This window comes from Nonomuraea sp. NPDC050022 (genome assembly GCF_044460705.1).
Taxonomy (GTDB): domain Bacteria; phylum Actinomycetota; class Actinomycetes; order Streptosporangiales; family Streptosporangiaceae; genus Nonomuraea.
This window is the reverse complement of the sequence record NZ_JBITKE010000005.1, coordinates 861843-883278: the sequence shown is the minus strand read 5'-3', so window position 1 is coordinate 883278 and position 21436 is coordinate 861843. Positions and strand designations below refer to the sequence as shown.

Genomic DNA, 21436 nt, shown 5'->3' with positions numbered 1-21436 from the left:
TGGTCCTATGGATCTGCTGGGCGCGTTGGAGGGGTTGCGCCACCGGCTCGATCGCGAGCTGTTCCCGCTCGAGATCGGCCCGGCCGCCGACGACCGTCGCGCGCTCAAGGAGCTGACCGGCCAGCTCGACGACTACCTGCTGCCCCGGCTGCGGGCCATTGACGCGCCGCTGCTGGCCGTCGTCGGCGGCTCCACCGGGGCGGGCAAGTCGACCCTGGTCAACTCGCTGGTCGGGGCCGACGTCGCCGAGCCGGGCGTGCTGCGGCCCACCACGCTGGTGCCGACGCTGGTGGTGAGCCCGGCCGACCGCGACTGGTTCATGGGCCAGAACGTGCTCCCCGGGCTGTCGCGCGCCACCGGATCGGCCGCGGGTGCCCTGCGGGTGGTCACCTCCTCGTCGCTCGGCGCCGGGCTGGCGTTGCTGGACGCGCCCGACATCGACTCGGTGGTGACCGCGAACCGCGAGCTGGCCGCCCAACTGCTGGCCGCCGCCGACCTGTGGCTGTTCGTCACCACCGCCGCCCGCTACGCCGACGAGGTGCCGTGGAGCTTCCTGCGCTCCGCGCGCGAACGCAGTACGGCCCTGGCCCTCGTGCTCGACCGCGTGCCCGCCGAGGCCGTCGAGCCCGTCACCCGCGATCTCGAACGCCTGCTGGTCGAGAACGGCCTCGACGGCACCCGGCTGTTCACCGTGCCCGAGGCGGCGCTGCCGTCGGAGAAGGCCCGGCTGCCCGCCGAACTGGTCTCGCCCATCTCCGCCTGGCTGTCCGAGCTGGCCGCCAACGCGGCCGAACGGTCCCGGGTCGTCCGGCAGACGTTGTCCGGGGCGCTCGACAGCCTGGTCACGCGGGTGCCGCTGCTGGCCGACGCCGTCACGCGGCAGCAGACCGGGTTCGACGGGCTGCGGTCCATCGTGTCGGGGGCCTACGCGGGCGGGCTGGCCGACTTCGACGAGGGCATGCGCGACGGGTCGCTGCTGCGCGGTGAGGTGCTGGCCCGCTGGCAGGACTTCATCGGCACCGGCGACCTGATGCGGTCGCTGGAGAGCCGGGTCGGGTGGCTGCGTGACCGGATCGCCGGGTTCTTCACCGGACGGGCGCCCGCCGCGTCGCTGCGGGACGCGCTGGAGAGCGGCGTCGAGACGCTGATCAGAGGCGCCGCCGACGGGGCCGCCGAACGCAGCCTGGAAGGCTGGTCGGCCGCTCCCGGCGGGCCAGGGATCATCGCCCGCGTCGGTGCGGTGGACGCGGCCCGGCTCGGCCGGACCTCGCCCGACCTGGGCAAGCGGGCCTCGGCGGCGGTGCGGGGGTGGCAGGAGTACGTTCTCGACCTCGTACGCCAAGAGGGCGCCGAGAAGCGGACCACCGCCAGGATCGCCTCCTTCGGGGTGAACGGGGCCGGGCTGCTGTTGATGCTGGCCGTTTTCGCCTCCACGGGTGGGCTGACGGGGATCGAGGTGGGGATCGCGGGCGGTACGAGCGTGCTGTCACAGAAGCTGCTGGAGGCGGTGTTCGGCGATCAGGCGGTGCGGACGCTGACCGTGCAGGCGCGGGACGATCTGCGGGAGCGGGTGCGGGTGCTGCTGGAGGAGGAAGCCGGGCGGTTCACCGCGCTGCTTTCGGAGGTCGAGCCACCTGCCGGAGCGGCGGACGCCCTGCGGGAGGCCGCTCAATCGGTCCGTGCGCATCGCGCCGAGCTGCCGTCGGGTCCGGCTCCGATCGACGGCGGTGAAGGCGTCACCGACGGTGTCGGTAAAGGCGCTGCCGAAGGTATCGGTGGAGGTATCGCCGAAAGTGAGGGGCCGTGAAGCTGCTGCGCCGTAAGGAGGGGCCCTCGCTGGACTCCCGGCTGGCCGCGCTGCTGGAGGCGGCCGAGCTGGCCGAGGGGCGGCTGCCGGCCGACGTGGTGTCCAACGCGCGGGCGGTGGCGGAGCGGGCCGGGACGCGCCGGAGCCTGTCGGTCGACCACACGGTGGCGGCGCTGGCCGGGGCCACGGGGAGCGGGAAGTCGTCGCTGTTCAACGCGCTGGCCGGGGATGAGCTGGCGGCCGTGGGCGTCACCCGGCCGACCACGTCGACCGCGCAGGCGGCGCTGTGGGACGGGACGGGCGCGGGTCCGCTGCTCGACTGGCTGGAGATCCCCCAACGGCACACCCCACAGACCACGGTTGAGCCCGCCGCGTCTGGCCGGCTGCCCCCGGCTGCCGATGCCGCGCCCACGGCTTACGGCCAGGCGGCTCCGGCTGCCGATGCTGATTTTTCCGGACTTATCCTGCTGGACCTCCCCGACCATGACTCCATCAGGCTGGCGCACCGCCTGGAGGTCGACCGGCTGGTGGAGCTGGTGGATCTGCTGGTGTGGGTGCTGGACCCGCAGAAGTACGCCGACGCGGCGGTGCACGAGCGCTACCTGCGCCCGCTGTCCGGCCACCGGGACGTGATGGTGGTGGTCCTCAACCAGATCGACCGCCTGCCGCCCCACGCGGTGGACCGGTGCCTGCGCGACCTGCGCCGCCTCCTGGACGACGACGGGCTGACGGGCGTGCCCATCCTCGGCGTCTCCGCGCGCACCGGCGCGGGCCTGGCCGAGTTGCGCGAGCTGCTGGCCAAGCGGGTGGCCGAGCGCCGCTCCTGGTCCGCCCGCCTGGCCGCCGACGTGTCCGCCGCCGCCGACCGACTGGCCGACCCGTCCCCTGGCTCCGGTACGCCGAGTGGTGCGGTGGCGGGGCCGGGTACGGGTGGTGGGGTGGCGAGGCTGGGTAGGCCGGGTGGTGCGGTGGCAGGCCTGGGGACGCCGCTCACTGACGCGTTGTCCGAGGCCGCCGGGGTGCCGCTGGTCGTGGCGGCCGTCAGCAAGGGGCACCGGCATCGGGCTGTGGTCGCCACCGGCTGGCCCGTCACCAAGTGGGTCCGGCGTTTCCGGCCCGATCCGTTGCGCAGGCTGCGTATCGGTACGAGCAGCGCGGCCAAGTCGGCCGACCGGGAGATCGTCGGCCGCACGTCCGTACCGGCTGCTTCGGCCGTACAGAAGGCGCAGGTAGAGACCGCTCTCAGGGACGTCGGCGAGGCGGCGGCGAGTGACCTGGCGGGGGTGTGGGCGGCGGCGGTGCGGCAGGCGGCGCGGTCGCGGGCCGGGGATCTGGCCGACGCCGTGGACCGGGCGGTGGCGACGACCTCGCTCGGGGCGACCCGGCGGCCGAGGTGGTGGCGGGCGGTGGGGGTGCTGCAGTGGCTGGTGTTCGCCGTCATGGTGGCCGGGGGGCTCTGGCTGGGGGTGCTGTTCGGCATGGACTATCTGCGCCTGCCCCAGCCGCCTCTGCCGACGGTGGGTGTGGTGCCGTGGCCCACGGTGCTGCTGGGCGGGGGTGCGCTGGCCGGGGTGGTCATCGCGCTGCTGTCCCGGCTGGCGGCCTGGGCGGGTGGGCACCGCCGGGCGCGGCGCGTGGCGAAGGCGCTGCGGGCGGCCATCGCCCAGGTGGGCGCCGACTACGTACTAGATCCGGTGGAGGGCGAACTGGCCAGGCACGCCCGCTTCACCGAGGCGATCACCCGAGCCCGCGCCTGACGCCCCGTACGCGCTCACCAAAACGCGAACCGCTTATCACCGAGGCGATCACCCGGACCCGCGCCTGCCCGTACACGGCCACCAAACCGCGAACCGGTCAGACGCGGCCGACGGGCCCGAGAAGGAGGCTCGACAGGATCGCGGCCAGACCGGCGAAACCGGCGGCCACCAGGAACGGCAACGACGGCCCGAACTGCTGCGCCACCACCCCCGCCACCCCCGCCCCCGCCGCGGCCCCCATGCTCGCCGCCGTCGACACCCACCCGAACGCCTCCGCCTGCGCCCCCGGCGCGAACTCGTCCACCAGCAGGGACGTGGTCGTCAGCGCGGGGTTGACCATGAGCCCTCCGGCGAAGAGCACCACCCAGAACAAGGGCAGCGAGGACACCAGCACCAGCGGCGCCAACGCGAGACCGAATACCAGGAGCAGCCCGCTCAGCCTGAGGGCGGGCGCGGCGGTCCACTGTCGGGCGCCGTAGACGGCCGCTCCGGCGACGCCGCCCAGCGCCAGCGCCGCCACCAGCGGGCCCGTCGCGGCCGGAATGCCCCGAGCCACCGCGAGAGCGGGCACCCCGACGTCCAGCACGCCGATGGCCCCGCCGAGCAGGACGACCACGCCGAGCAGCACGCGCATGCCGACATGCCGGAACACCCGGCCCCGGCCCGCCGACAGCGAGGGACCGGTGACCCGCAGCACCCGCGAGAAAGCCAGCGTGCCCGCGCCCGCGGCGGCGGCCACCACACCCAGCCCCACTGACGCCGACACCAGCGCGATCAGCAGCCCGAACAGCAGCGGGCCGGTGAGGATGGCCAGCTGCTGCACCAGGTACACCAGGCTGTAGGCGGCGGTACGGCCCTCCGCGGCCATCCGGCCGCCCCACTCGATGCGCATCGTCACCGAGATCGGCGGCAGCCCGGCCCCCGCCGTCCAGGCCAGCGCCACGATCGTCCACCCCGGCCAGCCGGACCCGGCGCCGATCACCAGCGCGATCAAGGCCGTGACGTGCGCTGACGCGCTGACCGCCAAGACCCCGCCCGGCCCGCGCCGGTCGATGAGGCGCCCCTGGACCGGCCGGGCCATCCCCGCGCCGATGCCGAACGCCGCCGCGGCCAGCCCCGCCAGTACGAGCGAGCCGCTCGACGCCTGCACCACCAGCACGATCCCCGCCGGCGCGACCTGCTGGGTGAGCTGGGCCAGGAACCCGAGCACGGCCTGCGCCGTCACCCCCGGCAGGCCGAATAACTTCCGGTAGGGCACGCCTGGTCCCACAGTGTCACCCGTTTCCGAGGGAGCCGGCGATGGTGTGCAGGGTGTCGAGCAACGGCCGGAGAAGCGGGTGGGTCTCGGCGCCACGGCGTACGGCCGCGAAGACGCGTCGCTCAGGACCCGGCGTACGGCGTACCGCCACCCCGGGCAGCACCATGTCACGCAGCGCCAGCCTGGGCACGAGCGCCACCCCCGCACCCGCTCCGACCAGCGCCACCACGGCGCGGAAGTCGTCGGAGCAGTGCGCGAAGTCCGGGGAGAAGCCGGCCTGCTCGCAGGCGAACGTGATCACGTCGTGGACCGGATTGCCGGGGTAGGGGCCGATCCACGTCTCCCCGACGAGATCACCCAGCCGGACCGAGGCGCCGCCGGAGCTTGCCAGGGGGTGGTCCTGCGGGAGGACCAGGTCGAACGGCTCCGCGTACAGGGCGGACCGGTGCAGGCGGGGGTCGGCCGCGTCGGGGGCGCCTCGGTATTCGACCGCGATGGCCAGGTCGGCCCGGTCGTCGAGCAGCATGGACAGGCTGTGGTCGCCCTCGGCGTCGAGCACCCGTACGCGCAGCCCCGGGGAGCCGGCGCGCAGGGCCGTGATGGCGGGGGAGAGCACGGCGCTGATCGCGGTGGCGAAGCAGGCGACCGTCACCTCGCCCGCCGCGCCCGTGGTGTAGGCGGCGACCTCGGCCTCGGCGCGTTCGAGCTGGGCGAGCACCTCGTTGGCGTGGGCCAGCATGATCTGGCCGACGGCGGTCAGGCGCACGCCGCGCGCGTCGCGGGTGAACAGCCGATGGCCCACCTCGTGCTCCAACGCCAGCAGCTGCTGGGACACGGCCGACGGGGTGAGGTGCAGGGCGGCGGCCGCGGCGGTGACCGTGCCGTGGTCGGCCACCGCGCGCAGCGTACGCAGTCGCCGCGTGTCTATCACGCAGCGAGAATACTCAGCGCCTATACCGGGTGGGGAGCGCGGGCCTTGATGAAGGCGTCGACCGCGCGGTCCACGTCCTCGGCCGAGTGGGCCGCTGACAGCTGGACCCGGATCCGGGCCTTTCCGTGGGGTACGACCGGGTAGGAGAAGCCGATCACGTACACGCCGAGCTCCAGCAGCCGCTCGGCCATGGCTCCGGCCTCGGCGGCGTCGCCGATCATCACCGGGGTGATCGGATGGTCGCCGGGCAGGATGTCGAACCCGGCCTCGGCCATCTTGGCGCGGAAGCGGGCGGTGTTGGCACGCAGTTGCTCGCGTGCCTCGCTGGAGGTCTCCAGCAGGTCGAGGATGCGCAGCGAGGCCGAGGCGATGACCGGGGCGAGCGAGTTGGAGAACAGGTACGGGCGGGAGCGCTGGCGCAGCAGCTCGCAGATCTCCTTGCGCGCCGCGACGTAGCCGCCGCTGGCGCCGCCGAGCGCCTTGCCCAGGGTGCCGGTGATGATGTCCACCCGGTCGGTGACGCCGTGCAGCTCGGGCGTGCCGCGTCCGGTCGGCCCGACGAAGCCCACGGCGTGGGAGTCGTCGACCATGACCATCGCGTCGTAGCGTTCGGCCAGGTCGCAGATGTCGGCCAGCGGCGCCAGGTAGCCGTCCATGGAGAACACGCCGTCGGTCACGATCAGCCGCCGCCGCGCGTCGGACGCCTCCTTCAGCCTGGCCTCCAGCTCGGCCATGTCGCGGTTGGCGTAGCGGTAGCGCCGGGCCTTCGACAGCCGGATGCCGTCGATGATGCTCGCGTGGTTCAGGGCGTCGGAGATCACCGCGTCCTCGGCGTCGAGCAGCGTCTCGAAGACGCCGCCGTTCGCGTCGAAGCACGAGCTGTAGAGGACGGTGTCCTCCTGGCCGAGGAAGTGTGAAAGGCGGCTTTCGAGCTCCTTGTGCACTTCCTGGGTGCCGCAGATGAACCGTACCGAGGCCATCCCGAAACCCCAGCGGTCGAGCGCCTCCTTGGCGGCCGCGATCACCTCGGGGTGGTCGGCCAGGCCGAGGTAGTTGTTGGCGCAGAAGTTCAGCACCTGTCGCCCGGCCACGCCCACCTGCGAGCTCTGCGGCGTGGTGATCACCCGCTCGGGCTTGTGCAGCCCCGCCTCGGTGATCTCGTCGAGCGTCGCACGCAGCTGATCGCGTACGTTCGTGAACATCAAGCGCTCCAATCCAGGATGACCTTGCCCGTGCGGCCGCTGGCGGCCGTGTCGAAGGCGGCGTCGAACTCGGCGTACGGGTAGCGATCGGTGATCACCGGAGACAGGTCGAGGCCCTTCTCCAGCAAAACCGACATGTTGTACCAGGTCTCGAACATCTCCCGGCCGTAGATGCCCTTGATGGTGAGCATCGAGGTCACCACCGTGGCCCAGTCGATGGCGAACTCCTCGGCGGGCAGCCCGAGCATCGCGATCTTCCCGCCGTGCGTCATGTTCGCGATCATGTCGCGGACGGCCCGCGGGTTGCCGGACATCTCCAGCCCGACGTCGAAGCCCTCCCGCATGCCCAGTCGCGTGATGCCGTCGGCGATCGAGGTCCGCGCGACGTTCAGGGCCAGCGAGACGCCGACCTTGCCGGCCAGGTTCAGCCGTTCCTCGCTGACGTCGGTGATCACCACGTTGCGGGCGCCCACGTGCGTGGCCACCGCCGCCGCCATCAGCCCGATCGGGCCCGCGCCCGTGATCAGCACGTCCTCGCCGACCAGCGGGAATGACAGCGCGGTGTGTACGGCGTTGCCGAACGGATCGAAGATGGCCGCCACATCGGGGTGGACCGGCACCCGGTGCACCCACACGTTGGTGGCGGGCAGCGTGACGTATTCGGCGAAGGCGCCGTCCCTGTTGACGCCGAGCCCGATGGTGTTGCGGCACAGATGGCGGCGCCCGGCCATGCAGTTGCGGCACTTGCCGCAGACGATGTGCCCCTCGCCGCTCACCAGGTCGCCGACGGAGATGTCCTCGACGCCGGGCGCGACCTCGACCACGTGGCCGGAGAACTCATGCCCCACGATCAGCGGAAGCTTCAGAGTTTGCCGCGCCCAATCGTCATATTTCCGGATGTGAAGGTCGGTGCCGCAGATGCCGGTACGCAGCACCCGGATCAGCACCTCGCCCGGCCCCGGTGTGGGCTCCGGCACGTCGGCCAGCCGCAATCCGGGCTCGGCTCGATCCTTGACCAGCGCTTTCATGGCTCCAACTCTCCCCTGTGTCCCCGAACCTAACGCACTGTGCCCGCTCTCTGAGGGAGGTGTCCATCGAGGGATTCTTAAGTGCCCCCACAGCTCCCCTTCACGCCCGCCCTCACGCCCGCTCTCACGCCTGCCTTCACGCCCGCTCTCACGCCTGCCTTCACGCCCGCTCTCACGCCCACCTTCTGCCCGCTTTCGCACCACAGAGGACGTGCCCGATTGCGCGCTGTTCGCGGTGGTTTTCTGCATAAACGAGCGCTAACCTCTCAAGACGTGGACATCGTCACTGGAGTGGAAGACCTGCGCATCGGAGTCATCGGCCTCGGCCTGCGCGCGAACCTGGCCCGCTACGCTCACCGGCCGGGCCAGGGCTCGGTCGTGACCGCGCTCTGCGACACCGACCCCGCGGTGCTCAAGAGCCAGGCCGGGCGCTTCGACGCGGCGTTCCTGACCGAGGACTACCGCCGGCTGCTCGACCGCGACGACCTCGACGCGGTCATCGTCCTGACCCCCGACGACACGCACGAGCGCGTCGCGATCGACTGCCTGGAGGCCGGCAAGGCCGTCTACCTGGAGAAGCCGCTGGCCATCACCGTGGAGGGCTGCGACAACGTCCTGCGCGCGGCGCGGCGTACCGGGACCCGGCTGTACGTCGGGCACAACATGCGCCACATGGGCGTGGTCCGGCTGATGCGCGACATCATCCAACGGGGCGTCATCGGCGAGCCGAAGACGGTCTGGGTGCGCCACTTCGTGTCGTACGGCGGCGACTACTACTTCAAGGACTGGCACGCCGACCGCAGCCGTACCACGGGCCTGCTCCTGCAGAAGGCCGCGCACGACCTCGACGTGATCCACTGGCTGGCCGGCGGCTACACGACCAGGGTGAACGCCCTCGGCGACCTCATGCTCTACGGCGACCTGCCGCGCCGCGAGCCGGGCACGCCCAGGCCGGAGGGCTGGCTGAGCGAGTACGAGTGGCCGCCCACCAGCCGTGTCGACCTCAACCACGTCGTCGACGTCGAGGACGTGTCGGTGATGAACATGCGCCTCGACAACGGCGTCATCGCCGCCTACCAGCAGTGCCACTTCACCCCCGACTACGTACGCAACTACACGGTCATCGGCACCGAGGGCCGGCTGGAGAACTTCGGCGACGGCCCTGGCGACACGGTCAAGGTCTGGAACACCGGGCCATCGGACTACCGGGAGGACGGCGACATCGCGTACCGGGTGCCCGACGCCACCGGCTCGCACGGTGGCGCCGACGCGGACATCATGCGGGAGTTCTGCGGGTTCGTCCGGGACGGCGGGGTTACCGACACCTCTCCGGTGGCCGCGCGGATGAGCGTCGCCGCCGGCTACATGGCCACGATGTCGCTGCGCGACGGCGGCATGCCGTACGACGTCCCGCCGCTCGCCCCGGACCTGGCGGCGTACTTCGACCGGGGACAGCTGGAACTCTGACCCGCGGGCGGACAGTCCCTCTATGTGGATATGTCGACACGCGCCCTGATACGCGCCGGGGACAAGGCGGCCTTCGCGCAGCTCTTCGACGACTACGCGAAGGCCGTTTACAACCATGCCTTCCGCCTGACCGCGAACTGGTCCGCGGCCGAGGACGTGATGGCGCTGACCTTTCTCGAAGCCTGGAGGTTACGCGGCCGGATCGACCCCGAGGGCGGCTCGCTGCGGCCATGGCTGCTCGGCATCGCCACCAACGTGGCCCGCAACGCCCGCCGGGCCGCTCGCAGGCACGGCGACGCGCTGGCCAGGATGCCCAGAGGCGAGAGCGTGCCGGACTTCGCCGACGAGATCGTGGGCCGGATCGACGACGCGGGGCGGCTGGCCGCCGTCCGCGCGGCCTATGACTCGCTGCGCCGCCAGGAGCAGGACGTGTTCGCGCTCTGCGTCTGGTCCGGGCTCGGCTACGCGGAGGCGGCCGAGGCGCTCGGCGTCCCCGTGGGCACCGTACGATCCCGGCTGTCGCGAGCGCGCCAGAAACTCGGCCAACTCGCGGAACCGCCACCCGCGCCCCGACAGGTAATAGGTGACCAAGGCCCTACAAAGAAGGAGATCCGATGAGCTGGCCATACGACCGCGATCTTCCCGAGGGCCGTCACCGACTGCTCAAGGAGTTCGTGATGACCGAGATCGACAAGCCGAAGCGCCGACTGCTGCGGCCCATCGTCTTGGCGCCCGCGCTGGGCCTGGCCGCGGCGGCGGCCGTGGCGATCCCGCTGCTGTTCGGCGGCACCCCCGCGTACGCCATATCCGACAATCCCGACGGCACCGTCCACATCCAGATCAACGAGGTGAAGGACGCCGACAAGCTCCAGGCGGACCTGCGGGACAAGGGGATCAACGTGGTGGTGAACTACATCCCCCGGGGCAAGAAGTGCAGCCCGCAGCCCCGGGCCGCGCACTTCCTGCCAAAGGACGTGCAGCTCGCGGTCTGGCCCTCGAAACAGGAGGGCTTCACCATCGACCCGAGCGTCATCAAGGAGGGACAGACCGGAGTGCTGGAGTTCAGCGTCGGTGATGTCCAGGGTTCTGTCGTGGCGGGCATCTGGGCGCGCGTCGCCGAGGGCCCGGTCGCCGACTGCACGCTGGTCGACACGACGGACGCGCCACTCTCGCACTGAGCCCACGGGGCCGGCAGGCGGCCTGGACGGGGGCGCCTGCCGTACGCGGTCATTCGGGGCATCCGGTGCTGAATCAGCCGGACATGATCACTTCTCTCGCCCAGGTATGTGCTCAGTCATGGCGATGTCGCGCATCACCGGCGTCGCGAGGACGCTGCCCAGGAGGGCGAGCGCCTGTTCGGACGGGCTGCCGGGCTCGGCCTGGTAGACCACGAGTTGCTGACCGGGCGCGCTGTTGACGGTCAGGGCCTCGTAGCTGAGGGTCAGCTCGCCGACGACCGGGTGGCGCAGCCGCTTGCTCTCCGCCGTCTTGCCGCGTACGTCATGGCGTGCCCACAGGCGGGCGAAGTCGGCGCTCTTAAGCGACAGCTCACCGACCAGGTCGGTCAGGCGGGGATCATCCAGATCCGCGCCTGCGGTGGCCCGCAGGGACGCGACGCAGTCCCGCGTGACCTTCTGCCAGTCGCGATAGAAGTCACGCGCCCGCGGATCCAGGAACACCGCCCGGACCAGGCTCCGATCGCTCAGCCAGCCGAACAGCGCCACGCCGAGCGCGTTGCCGGCCAGCACGTCCATGTACCGGCCGAGCACCAGAGCCGGAGTGTCCGGCCAGCGCTCCATCAGCCGGACCAGACCCGGGCCGACCCGCTCGGGACGCCCGGCCCGCCGCCTGCGCCGCGGCTGCGGGCGGGCCAGTTCGTGCAGGTGCGCGACGGCGTCCTCCTCCAGGGTCAGCGCGGCCGCCAGCGCGTCGAGCACCTGCGCCGACGGATGCTTGTCCCGGCCCTGCTCCAGACGGATGTAGTAGTCGGTGCTGACGCCGGCGAGCATCGCGACCTCTTCCCGACGCATCCCCGGTGTACGGCGGAGCCCGGCCGCGGGCATCCCGTGCGATTCGGGCCGGGCCAGCTCCCGCCGCGCTCGCAGAAACTCACCCAGACGGTTGGCGCTGTCCATCTTTCGAGGTTAGGCGCTGGTCGGAAAGCCAGGGTGGACCCGCCACTCCCAGGCTGCGCCGTGCGGAGTTGGGGTGCCTGGCTTGGAAAAGCCGTTCTAACTGTGCAACACTGTTGCACAGTTAGAACATGGTTGGGCGAGGAAGACATCAGCACAACGAGATCAACGCGGTGCTCAAGGCAATCCGCAAGATCAATAGCGCTCTCACCGTCGAGGAGGACCACAACGGCCATCGCTGGGGCTGGATCACCTGCCAATGCGGAGACAAACCGTTCACGATCAACTGCACACCCCGAAATCCAGGGGTCCATGCCAAGCAGATCCGCCATTGGCTCACTCGGCACCTCGAGTGCAAAAGCGACGATCAAGAGGGGACATCATGACTAGCTGGGATTTCCAGGTCATGCTCAACCGCGAGCCGGACGCTGCCGAGTTCGACCGGCTCCACGAGGCGGGCATGGATGACTGCGCGCTGGTAGGGGGCACACAGCCCTACTTCATGTGTGATCGTGAGGCGGACAGCCTGCTGGAGGCCATCATGTCCGTGCTCATCCAGATGAGCACGGTCGACAAGCTGTGGGCCGTTGGCGTGGGACACGATGACGCGGTGACGCTCGGCGACGCGGCCAGGCGGCACGGTGGCCGCACGCAGGCCAGCTTCCGCCAGTTGGCGAGCGGACAGCGCGGGCCCGGTGGCTTCCCGGCACCGCTCATTGAGGCCGACAACGTCAGCGTCTACTCCTGGGCGGAGATCTCCGAGTGGCTACGAACCGAGCTGGGCGACGATGTCCCGCAGGCGAACGCGGACGTCATCCTGGCTGACGCCACGGTCAGGCTGGCCTGCCGAGCAGGGGCCCTGCACCGGGATTCCCAGGTGCGGGACCTGCTGGAAATGGCCTGCCGCCCCCTCCGGACCGAGGCCAAGCCCGAACCCAAGCCTGAGCCCGAACGCAAGCCCGAGGCCAAATCCGGCGCCAAGTCCGAGGTCAGAGTTGCCTGACCGGTGCCCGCCCGGGGTGGGCACCAGGTCCGCGGCCAGGGTCGCCTGGCCGGTGCCCGCTGGGGTGAGCGTGGCGGGCACCTCTGGCGTGGCAAGGCGCCTTTGGCCAGGCGGACACACAGGCGGGCGTCTTGGTCGGGCGGGCACTCTGCCGGGCGAGTGTCTTGGCCGGTCGGCCGGTCGGCCGCCGTGCCCCCGCCAGCGGGTGGGCGTCTTGGTCAGGTGGACATCCTGGCCGTCACGTCCCACCAGCGGGTGGGCGTCCTGGCCGGTCAGCGCTCCTGGCGCTCCTTCTCCAGGTCCGTGAACGCGGCCGCCGGGTCCTCCACCCCCTGCGTGAGCTGGCGCGGCCCGTTGGGACTCTCGGCCTCCTGGGCGTCGGCCACGGCCTCCGCAGCCGCCTCCGAAGCCCTGGCGACCTCCTCGTCCGCCGCCGAGCTGCCCGGCTCCTCCTCGCGCGTCGCCGCCGACCGGGGCAGCGCTTCGGTGAACGCCTTAGACACGCCCTGCAGTGCCGAGGTGACCTCGCTGGGGATCACCCAGAACGTGTTGCCGGGGCTCTGCGCGAGCTGCGGCAGCATCTGCAGATACTGGTAGGCGAGCAGCTGGGGGTCGGGGTCATTGCGGTGGACCGCCTGGAAGACCTGGTCGATGGCCCGTGACTGGCCCTCGGCCTGCAGGATGGCGGCGGTGCGCTGGCCCTCGGCGCGCAGGATGGCGCTCTGCTTGTCGCCCTCGGCGGTGAGGATCTGCGACTGGCGCTGGCCCTCGGCGTTGAGGACGGCCGCCCGCTTGTCCCGTTCGGCCCGCATCTGCTTCTCCATCGCGTCCTTGATGGTCTTCGGCGGGTCGATCGCCTTGACCTCCACGCGGTTGACGCGGATGCCCCACTTGCCGGTGGCCTCGTCGAGTACGCCGCGCAGCTGGCTGTTGATGTGGTCGCGGGAGGTGAGCGTCTTCTCCAGGTCCATGGCGCCGATGACGTTACGCATGGTGGTGACGGTGAGCTGCTCTATCGCCTGGAGGTAGTTGGCGATTTCGTAGGCCGCCGCCCGGGGGTCGGTGACCTGGAAGTAGATGACGTTGTCGATCTCGACGACCAGGTTGTCCTCGGTGATGACCGGTTGCGGGCGGAAGGTCACGACCTGCTCGCGCAGGTCGATCATCGGGTAGACGCGGTCGATGTACGGGATGACGAAGTTGAGTCCGGGCTTGAGCGTACGGTTGTAGCGGCCCAGGCGCTCGACGTTGCGGGCGCGTGCCTGGGGCACGATCCGCACGGCCTTGAGCACCGTGAACACCGCGAAGAGGATGACGAGCAGTCCGACCACCAACAGCGGATCCATGGTCACTCCCGGGGATATACGAGGGCTGTGGCGCCCTCGATCTCGATGACATCGACGGTCGCCCCCGTGGGGATCACCAGGGTTTCGTCATAGGCGCGCGCGGACCACTCCTCGCCGCCGATGCGTACTCTGCCGTCCCTGCCGGTGACCTCCGACAATACGTACGCCTGCCTGCCGACCAGTGCTTCCACGCCGAAGCGTTGCAGTTGTGGCTGCCGGATGTGGCGCATGGCGATCGGCCGGATCACGATCAGGCCGGCCGTGGAAGACAGGGCGAAGACCAGCAGTTGCAGGGGGACGGGCAGCCCGATGGCGGCGGTCGCCGCGGTGAGGAGGGCGGCCGCGCCGAGCAGTCCGAGCGCCGCGGTGACGGTGAAGATCTCCGCCACGCCGAGGACGACTGCCAGGATTATCCAGATGATCCATTCATCCATGCTCCGGCCCTCCTAACGGAATAACGGGCCTGTGTGCTCGCCTGGTTCCCCCCTCCTACCGTAATGCCGGAATCATTGCTGTGGCAGGGCCGCGGGGTCGTACAAGGCACTGCCCTGGCGCCACTTGTCCCACGGCAGTTGCCAGAACCCCCAGCCGTTGTCCCAGGAAAGCTCGCGGGAGGTGCCGGTGATCGTCACCGGGTCGCCGCGCAGCGAGGTGTCGAAGAACCAGGCCGCCTGGTCGGGGCGGGCGTTGACGCAGCCGTGGCTGACGTTCGCGTGGCCCTGGGCCCAGAGGTTGTTCTTGGCGTGGACGTATTCGCCGCTGTTGGAGATGCGCACGGCGTGGTCGATCATCACGTCGTAGAAGCCGGGCTCGCCCTTCTTGCGGCCGGGGGAGATCATGCGGACCGGGTCGCCCTTGTCCATGGTCAGGTGGACGCCGCTGGTCGTGGTGTATTCGCGGGTGGTGGCCATGCCCGCGCTGATGGCCATGCGCTGCGCGACCCGGCCGCCGCGCCTGACGACCATCTGGTGGGTCCGGGTGTCGATCGAGGTCGTCTGCTCGCGGCCCACCTTGAAGGCGAACGTGCGGTCGGTCAGGCCGTAGACGCCCGGCGCCATGCGTACGCCGGTCAGGTGGGCCGTGACCGTGACCTGCTGCTTCGGCGCCCAGAACGCGCGGGTGCGGTAGATCGCCCGGGTGTCGCTCACCCAGCGCCACGCGCCCTCGACGGCCGGCTTGATCTCCAGCGCCCGCTCCACGGCCGCCTTGTCCTGGATCGGGGTGTCGAAGTCCATGATGATCGGCATGCCGACGCCGACGGTCTCGCCGGGCAGCGGCACGATGGAGGCGATCTGGAACGACCGGTTGGCGGCGCGGGTGCGGAAGCGGCCCATGGCCACCGTCGACGGGCCGGCCGAACCCGCCGCGGTGGCGGTCACCGTGTATTCGGCGCCGGGGGCCAGCGTCCAGGAGGAGCGCCAGGTCGTGCGCGACGCGTCGAGCCTGCCCGGCACCAGCGCCCCCGCCACGTAGGCGATCACCTGGCTGAGCTTGCCACCCTGCGCCTGGACGACCAGACCCTGGTCCGTCCGGGCGCGCCGCGTGTCGAAGGCGGGGGAGACCTGGACGACGGGCGGTTTGGGCGCCGGGCGGTCGGCGGTCACCGGGCAGCAGCCCGCGGTCAGGAGTAGGGCCACGAGAAAGATGGCCGCGGCGCGCCGCATCTCGATCCTGCTTTCCGGGAAGGGGATATCCAGGTTAGCGGAGGGTCACTGAATGAGCACGCCAAGTCACCTATCGGACTGTTCCGGAAACCTCCCCCAATGACCGGCCGCCGGCCGTGGCGCGGATCGTCACGGTGTCGCCGTCCTCCAGGAATGTCCTGGTCTCGCCGCCGGCGAGCTTGATCGGATCACTGCCGTTCCAGGTCAGCTCGATGAGCGAGCCGCGCTCGTCGCGCTGCTCGCCGGAGATCGTGCCGCTCGCGAACAGGTCGCCGGTCCGCAGGGACGCGCCGTTCGCCGTCATGTGGGCGAGCATCTGGTCCGGCGTCCAGTACATGCCCGAGTACGGCGGCCGGGACACGACCTCGCCGTTGAGCGACACCTCGACCGAGACGTCCAGCCCCCAGTCGTCCGTCCTGCGCAGGTAGTCGAGCGGTTCGGGATCCTGTACGCGCCCGGCCAGCCGGGGCAGCGCCTCCAGCGGCGTGATCCACGGCGAGATCGAGGTGGCGAACGACTTGCCCAGGAACGGCCCGAGCGGCACGTACTCCCACGCCTGGATGTCGCGCGCGCTCCAGTCGTTGACCAGCGTCACCCCGAACACGTGATCCTCGAAGGCCCCGGCGGGCGAGCCGAGCTCGGACGGCACGCCGATCACGAAGCCCAGCTCGGCCTCGAGGTCGAGCTTGGCGGACGGCCCGAACCGCCCGGCCCCGAGCTGGCCGTGCGGCCGGTCGATCGGGGTGCCCGAGACCACGATCGTGCCCGACCTGCCGTGGTAGCCGACCGGCAGGTGCCGCCAGTTGGGCAGCAGCCCCTCGGTGCCGGGCCGGAACATCTTGCCGAGATTGGTGGCGTGCTCCAGCGAGCAGTAGAAGTCGACGTAGTCGGCCACCTCGAACGGCATGTGCAGCCGCACCTGGTCGAGCGGGATCAGGTGCGGCTCGGTGATCGCGAGGTCGGAGGTGAGCTTGTTGGCGATCAGCGTCCTGGTGTCGTGCCAGGCGGTGCGGCCCCTGGCCATGAAGGGGTTCAGGCTGGGCGCCGCGAACACCTCGTCGTGCAGCGCGGCGGCCAGGTCGAGCACCCGGTCGCCGTAGCGCACGCCGACGCGTGGCCGCTCGCCGCGCCGGGAGAACACCCCGTAGGGCAGATTGTCCACTCCCCAGCTCACGCGTCCTCCTCGATCAGTCCCAGTGCGCGCAGGTCGTCCAGCGGGGCGCTGGTGCTGCACGAGCCGTAGCTCACCAGCAGCGCCCTGGCCCGCTTCGCCGTCTCCTCGGACACGGCGTGGGCCAGCCGTACGAGGTGGCCCACGTCGGTGCTGCGCAGCACGGGCGCGGGGTCGCGCTGGTCCACCACCTCACAGACGGCCAGCAGCAGGTTGAGGAAGCCGTGCCGGTCGACGCCGAGCGTGGGGTCGAAGTGGCGTACGGCGTGGTGCAGCCCGGCGGTGGCCTTGAACGGGAGGTCGTGCTCGGCGCAGAACCGGATGAACGCCGCGAGATGCTCGACCGACGGGAAGGCGTCGGCGGTCAGGCCGCCGCAGCGCACCTTGAGCGCGGCGCCCTTGGGCACGTCGGCGACATACTTCCCGGCGGGCACCTCGACGAACAGCCGCACGCCCGGTGGCAGGCCGCCGCCGGGCAGCAGGGCGAGGGCGTCCGCGCGCAGCTCGACCGAGTCCACGGGCAGGTCGTCGAACGGCGGGATCTCCGGCGTGTCCACGATCAGCCCGATCCGGCGCGGCGGGGCCTGTTCGCGGCGCAGCCCGTCGAGGCGGCTGGCGGAGCAGAGGAAGCGGTGGGTGAGCACTTGGGAGCCCCGCTCCAGGTCGCGCTGGTGGCGGGCCAGAGCCTGCGACATGTGCAGGGACGTCGGCGGGAACAGGCCCGCGTCGTCGATCAGCGCGAGGTAGAGGTTCATCGGGCCCAGGTCCAGGCGTAGCCGGGGTCCTCGCAGCTTAGCGCGGCCTGGCCGAGGTCGAGCGGGCGGAAGGTGTCGATCATCACGGCCATCTCGCTGGTGGTCGTGATGCCGCGGCTGACCGCGTCGATGACCGCCTCCACCGCCCCGGGCTGCGGGCCGTGCGTGAAGCCGGCCGGGTGCAGCGAGATCGAGCCGACGTCGATGCCGGAGCCCTTGCGGGCCGAGTAGTCGCCGCCCACGTAGAACATGAACTCGTCGGAGTCGACGTTGTGGTGGTTGTAGGGGATCGGTACGGACTCGGGGTGGAAGTCCAGCGGCCGAGGACAGAACGAGCAGACCACGAACCCCGGCCCCTCGAACGTCTGGTGTACCGGCGGCGGCGCGTGCGTCTTCTTCACGATCGGTTCGAAGTCATTGATGTTGAACGCGAACGGATACAGGTAGCCGTCCCAGCCGACCACGTCGAACGGGTGGTTGCGGTAGACCAGCCGGGTCAGCCCGCCCCGGGTGCGGACCAGCACCGGGACCTCCTCGCCCTCGACGACGAACGGCTCCGCCGGGCTGCGCAGGTCGCGCTCGCAGTAGGGCGCGTGCTCCAGGAACTGCCCGTACTGCGACAGGTAGCGCTTGGGCGGCCTGATGTGCCCGGACGCCTCGATGGCCAGCACGTTGACCGGCCCGTCGGGCACCCAGCGGTGGATCGTGCCGGTCGGGATGACGATGTAGTCGCCCGCGCCGGCTTCGATGACTCCATACGTCGACTCGAAGCGGGCGCGGCCGTCCTGGACGTACACGCACTCGTCGCCCATGGAGTTGCGGTAGAGCTCGCTGGGCTGGTCGCTGGTGGCGTACGACAATCGGACGTCGGCGTTGCCCGCCAGCTGCATCCGGCCCGTCACCAGGTCGCCCGCGCCGCGCAGGTCATGGGTGCGGAAGTGGCGCGGCGACAGCGGCAGGTTCGGCTCCAGGCGCGTGTCGGTCAGCGGCGTGACGGCCTCGGCCTTGACGATCGCGGTCGGCAGATAGCGGTGGTAGAGCAGCGAGGAGTCCGACGAGAAGCCTTCCTCGCCCATCAGCTCCTCGGCGTAGAGGCCGCCGTCGGGCCGCCTGAACTGCGTGTGCCGCTTTCTGGGCACCTCGCCAACGACGCGGTAGTAAGGCATCTTCGCCTCCGGAGCGTCCGATTATCGGACGTACGTGTCCTCTATATGCAACTACCGTCCGCCATCGACCAAGCGATGTCAACCCAGCGCGCCGGACAGCTCGGCGGCCGCCTCGACCACGCGCGGCCCGGCCGACTCGCTGAGCGGCCCGAACGTCACCACCCCGACCGACGCCTCCAGCCACGGCAGCCCGGACACCGGCGCGGCGATCCCCCGCGCGCCCTCCTGCAACTGCCCCTCCGTCACCAGATAGTCGGCCCGCCCCTCGCGCAGCGCCAGGATCGCCCGTCCGGCGGCGCCGAGCGACAGGGAGTGGCGCGACCCCTCCCGATAGGCCACGTGCATGTCCGTCCACGACGGCTCCACCACCGCCACGGCCAGGCCGTCGTCGCCCTCGGCCACGGTCAGGTGCGCGGTCGCGCCCACGTCCTCGGCCAGCCGCCGCAGCGTGGGCAGCGCCGCCGCCCGAAGCAGCGGTTGTACGGCCTGGGCCAGCACGAGCACGCCGAACCCGAGGTGCACTCGCCCCTCGGCGTCACGGCGGACGAACCCCTCGCTCAGCAGTGTGGTCACCAGCCGGTAGACCACCGGGCGCGACAGCGACAGCTCGGTGCTCAGCTCGGTGGGCGTCCGCCCGCCCTTGCCGTCGGCGAGCAGCCTGAGCAGGCGCAGCCCGCGTTCCAGGGTCTGGGCGGATTCAGCGGCCATGAACCGATTATCTATGCGTGAGCCAGGAGTAACGCTACGCGCTGGTGGGGTACGTATCGAGGAGACGAACAGGGGGTGGGATGCGGCAAAGATGGGCATTTGTCGTTGCCGGGTTGAGTCTGTGCGCGTTGCTCCCCATGCTGCCCCCGGCCGACTTCCACACCGTGGCCATGTCGAGGGATCTGCCCGCCCAGCACGTGGATCCGCCGACCAAGCGGCTCGTCGAGGACGTCTTCTACGTCACGCAGGGCATCGAGGTGACCAATCGCCTGCTGCCGTTCCAGGACGGCCTGACCATCCGCGGCGGCGCTCTGGCGCCGGGCGTGACCTTGGACGACGCGGGCCGGCTGCACGGTGTTCCCCAGCGTCCCGGCACCTTCGCCACGCCGGTCCGCCTGTGCCGTGGCCAGGACTGCGTCGATCAGCAGGTCACGGTCGTCGTGCTGCGGAACGTGCCCTGGCAGCCGAGTGAGCTGGCCTTCCCCGGCAAGGTGGGCAACCGCTACGACGACCAGATCGGGATCTCGGGCGGGCCCACCGGCGTGCCGCCCACGTTCTCCGTGACCGACCACGGCAAGCTCCCGGCGGGTGTCACGATCGGCCCTGACGGGCACATCGGCGGCATTCCGGAGGCCGCGGGGGTGTCCGAGGTGTCCGTCCGCATCTGTGTGGCGGGCAACTGCGCGGGCGTCGTGGTGACGCTGATCGTCGTCTGAATTTCAGCTGGCTACGCTTTCGGCGACCGGATCCGGAGCGCGTAGTTGCCGCACCCCCGGAGACAGCAGCGCGGCGAGTGTGGACAGCACGACGAGCGCCGCGCAGCCCAGCAGCGCCGTCCGGGTGCCGACCAGGCTCGCCACCGGCCCGGCCAGCATGAGCCCGATCGGGCCGAACATCAGCGAGCCCAGCGCGTCGTACGAGCTGACCCGCGACAGCGACTCCGGCGGCACCTCACGCTGCATGGTCGTCTGCCAGAGCACACCGAACACGTCGAAACAGACGCCCAGCACGAACGCGCCCGCCACGATCGCCCACAGTGGCGCGCCGGTGCCCAGCAGCACGTACGGCAGCGCGGTCGGCAGGCAGAGCAGCGTCCCGACCAGGATCGGCCGCCTGGGCCGGACCCGCAGCGAGACGATCACTCCCACGATCGTGCCGGCCGCCTCGCCAGCCAGGAACGCCGACCAGGCCGCGGGCCCACCCAGGCTCTCCTTGGCGATCAGCGGCCCGAGCACCCCGTGACCCGCCTGCAGTCCCATCACGAGCACGGAGAACTGCGCGACCACCACCCAGATCCACTGCCGGGTGCTGAACTCGCGCCACCCGTCCCGCAGGTCGGCCAGCATCGAATGCTCGGCCGCCGCGTCGCGCTCGGCGGGCGTGAGCCGCAGTGCCGCGATCAGCACCCCGGCCACCGTGAACATCAGCCCGCTCACGGCCAGCGCCCACCCGCTGCCGAACAGCACGACCGCGCCGCCGCCCAGCACCGCGCCCGCCACCCGCGAGCTGTTGGCCCCCAGGCCGAGCAGCGCGTTGCCGGTCTGTAACTGATCGGCGGGCACGACCTCGGGGATGATGCCGGTCAGCGAGGGGAACAGCATCGCTATCGCCACGCCACTGGCCGCCGCGGCGCTCGCCATCGCGGGCAGCGGGGTCCAGCCCGACAGCATCATCGCGGCCAGGGAGAAGAAGGCCAGCGCGCTCATGAACTCGCTGACCATCATCACCTTGTGCCGGGGGAACCGGTCCGCGATCACCCCGGCGAACAGCATGAACACGATCATCGGCAGCGCCTCGGCGGTGAGCACCACGGACAGCGTGGTGGCGTTCGCGCCGGGCAGGGCGAGGATGCCGAAGGCGAGCGCCACGGGGGCGAAGGAGGTGCCCAGCACTGAGATGGTCCGCGCGGTCAGCAGCAGCGTGAACCGCCGATCCCGGAGCAGCCCGAGATCGCGAAGATAGCCGTGCACGTGGTAAGCCCCCTAATCCCCCAAATGCTCACTATTGTGATGGTTCTTCGCATCTGCTGTCGTCTGAATAT

20 protein-coding genes are annotated in these 21436 nt (G+C 71.0%); 7 read left to right on the top strand and 13 right to left on the bottom strand.

The window, feature by feature from the left end; translation table 11 throughout:
* Positions 1–7: 7 nt before the first annotated feature.
* Positions 8–1807, top strand: a complete 1800-nt coding sequence (locus tag ACIBO2_RS25615) for a GTPase domain-containing protein (RefSeq protein ID WP_358545712.1) — start codon at positions 8–10, stop codon at positions 1805–1807.
* On the top strand, positions 1804–3564 hold the full coding sequence (locus ACIBO2_RS25610) for a GTPase (RefSeq protein ID WP_397299835.1): 1761 nt from the start codon (positions 1804–1806) through the stop codon (positions 3562–3564). Before ACIBO2_RS25615 ends, ACIBO2_RS25610 begins: the two co-directional genes overlap by 4 nt.
* A gap of 97 nt (positions 3565–3661) precedes the next feature.
* On the opposite strand, the gene ACIBO2_RS25605 is transcribed toward ACIBO2_RS25610, so the two are convergent.
* From ACIBO2_RS25605 to tdh, 4 genes are read right to left on the bottom strand one after another with little or no spacing between them, the layout of a single operon-like run.
* Entirely contained in the window at positions 3662–4822 is a 1161-nt protein-coding gene (locus ACIBO2_RS25605) for a hypothetical protein (RefSeq protein WP_397299832.1), read from the bottom strand.
* A 16-nt stretch (positions 4823–4838) separates the two neighbouring features.
* Positions 4839–5753 (bottom strand): LysR family transcriptional regulator, encoded by a 915-nt coding sequence (locus ACIBO2_RS25600; protein WP_358545707.1) that lies wholly within the window; start codon positions 5751–5753, stop codon positions 4839–4841.
* A 20-nt stretch (positions 5754–5773) separates the two neighbouring features.
* A complete protein-coding gene (locus ACIBO2_RS25595; RefSeq protein WP_358545705.1) occupies positions 5774–6955 on the bottom strand; it encodes a glycine C-acetyltransferase in 1182 nt (393 codons plus the stop codon).
* On the bottom strand, positions 6955–7983 hold the full coding sequence (gene tdh, locus ACIBO2_RS25590) for an L-threonine 3-dehydrogenase (protein WP_358182103.1): 1029 nt from the start codon (positions 7981–7983) through the stop codon (positions 6955–6957). The genes ACIBO2_RS25595 and tdh overlap by 1 nt, the downstream gene beginning before the upstream one ends.
* A 273-nt stretch (positions 7984–8256) precedes the next feature.
* Here tdh and ACIBO2_RS25585 point away from each other — a divergent pair, with 273 nt between their 5' ends.
* From ACIBO2_RS25585 to ACIBO2_RS25575, 3 genes are read left to right on the top strand one after another with little or no spacing between them, the layout of a single operon-like run.
* Positions 8257–9450: a Gfo/Idh/MocA family oxidoreductase gene (locus ACIBO2_RS25585; protein WP_358545703.1), complete on the top strand. Its 1194-nt coding sequence runs from the start codon at positions 8257–8259 to the stop codon at positions 9448–9450.
* Between the two features lie 30 nt (positions 9451–9480).
* On the top strand, positions 9481–10068 hold the full coding sequence (locus tag ACIBO2_RS25580; RefSeq protein WP_397299826.1) for an RNA polymerase sigma factor: 588 nt from the start codon (positions 9481–9483) through the stop codon (positions 10066–10068).
* Entirely contained in the window at positions 10065–10628 is a 564-nt protein-coding gene (locus ACIBO2_RS25575; RefSeq protein WP_397299823.1) for a hypothetical protein, read from the top strand. Before ACIBO2_RS25580 ends, ACIBO2_RS25575 begins: the two co-directional genes overlap by 4 nt.
* Before the next feature lie 87 nt (positions 10629–10715).
* On the opposite strand, the gene ACIBO2_RS25570 is transcribed toward ACIBO2_RS25575, so the two are convergent.
* Positions 10716–11585 (bottom strand): helix-turn-helix domain-containing protein, encoded by an 870-nt coding sequence (locus ACIBO2_RS25570; RefSeq protein WP_397299820.1) that lies wholly within the window; start codon positions 11583–11585, stop codon positions 10716–10718.
* Between the two features lie 379 nt (positions 11586–11964).
* On the opposite strand from ACIBO2_RS25570, the gene ACIBO2_RS25565 reads away from it, so the two are divergent.
* Complete coding sequence (locus tag ACIBO2_RS25565; protein WP_397299817.1) at positions 11965–12585, top strand: hypothetical protein; 621 nt, start codon at positions 11965–11967, stop codon at positions 12583–12585.
* Positions 12586–12857: 272 nt separating this feature from the next.
* Here the strand turns inward: ACIBO2_RS25565 and ACIBO2_RS25560 are convergent, their stop codons facing one another.
* From ACIBO2_RS25560 to ACIBO2_RS25530, 7 genes are all read right to left on the bottom strand, one after another.
* Positions 12858–13931 carry an SPFH domain-containing protein gene (locus ACIBO2_RS25560; protein ID WP_358545696.1) on the bottom strand — a complete coding sequence of 358 codons (1074 nt, stop codon included), beginning with the start codon at positions 13929–13931 and terminating at the stop codon, positions 12858–12860.
* A gap of 2 nt (positions 13932–13933) precedes the next feature.
* The gene (locus ACIBO2_RS25555) at positions 13934–14365 is read right to left on the bottom strand and encodes an NfeD family protein (protein ID WP_358545694.1); all 432 of its coding nucleotides are present in this window, start codon (positions 14363–14365) and stop codon (positions 13934–13936) included.
* 72 nt (positions 14366–14437) lie between these two features.
* Positions 14438–15595: an Ig-like domain-containing protein gene (locus ACIBO2_RS25550; protein WP_397299813.1), complete on the bottom strand. Its 1158-nt coding sequence runs from the start codon at positions 15593–15595 to the stop codon at positions 14438–14440.
* A 70-nt stretch (positions 15596–15665) separates the two neighbouring features.
* Entirely contained in the window at positions 15666–16769 is a 1104-nt protein-coding gene (gene fahA, locus ACIBO2_RS25545) for a fumarylacetoacetase (protein WP_397299810.1), read from the bottom strand.
* The gene (locus ACIBO2_RS25540) at positions 16766–17521 is read right to left on the bottom strand and encodes a hypothetical protein (protein ID WP_358545689.1); all 756 of its coding nucleotides are present in this window, start codon (positions 17519–17521) and stop codon (positions 16766–16768) included. Before ACIBO2_RS25540 ends, fahA begins: the two co-directional genes overlap by 4 nt.
* Positions 17518–18687 (bottom strand): homogentisate 1,2-dioxygenase domain-containing protein, encoded by a 1170-nt coding sequence (locus ACIBO2_RS25535; protein ID WP_358545687.1) that lies wholly within the window; start codon positions 18685–18687, stop codon positions 17518–17520. The genes ACIBO2_RS25540 and ACIBO2_RS25535 overlap by 4 nt, the downstream gene beginning before the upstream one ends.
* A 78-nt stretch (positions 18688–18765) precedes the next feature.
* Positions 18766–19395 (bottom strand): helix-turn-helix domain-containing protein, encoded by a 630-nt coding sequence (locus ACIBO2_RS25530; protein ID WP_357957876.1) that lies wholly within the window; start codon positions 19393–19395, stop codon positions 18766–18768.
* 128 nt (positions 19396–19523) lie between these two features.
* Between ACIBO2_RS25530 and ACIBO2_RS25525 the strand changes: the two genes are divergently transcribed.
* On the top strand, positions 19524–20111 hold the full coding sequence (locus ACIBO2_RS25525; RefSeq protein ID WP_397299806.1) for a hypothetical protein: 588 nt from the start codon (positions 19524–19526) through the stop codon (positions 20109–20111).
* Positions 20112–20114: 3 nt separating this feature from the next.
* On the opposite strand, the gene ACIBO2_RS25520 is transcribed toward ACIBO2_RS25525, so the two are convergent.
* Complete coding sequence (locus tag ACIBO2_RS25520; RefSeq protein WP_397299803.1) at positions 20115–21365, bottom strand: MFS transporter; 1251 nt, start codon at positions 21363–21365, stop codon at positions 20115–20117.
* Between the last annotated feature and the right edge of the window lie 71 nt (positions 21366–21436).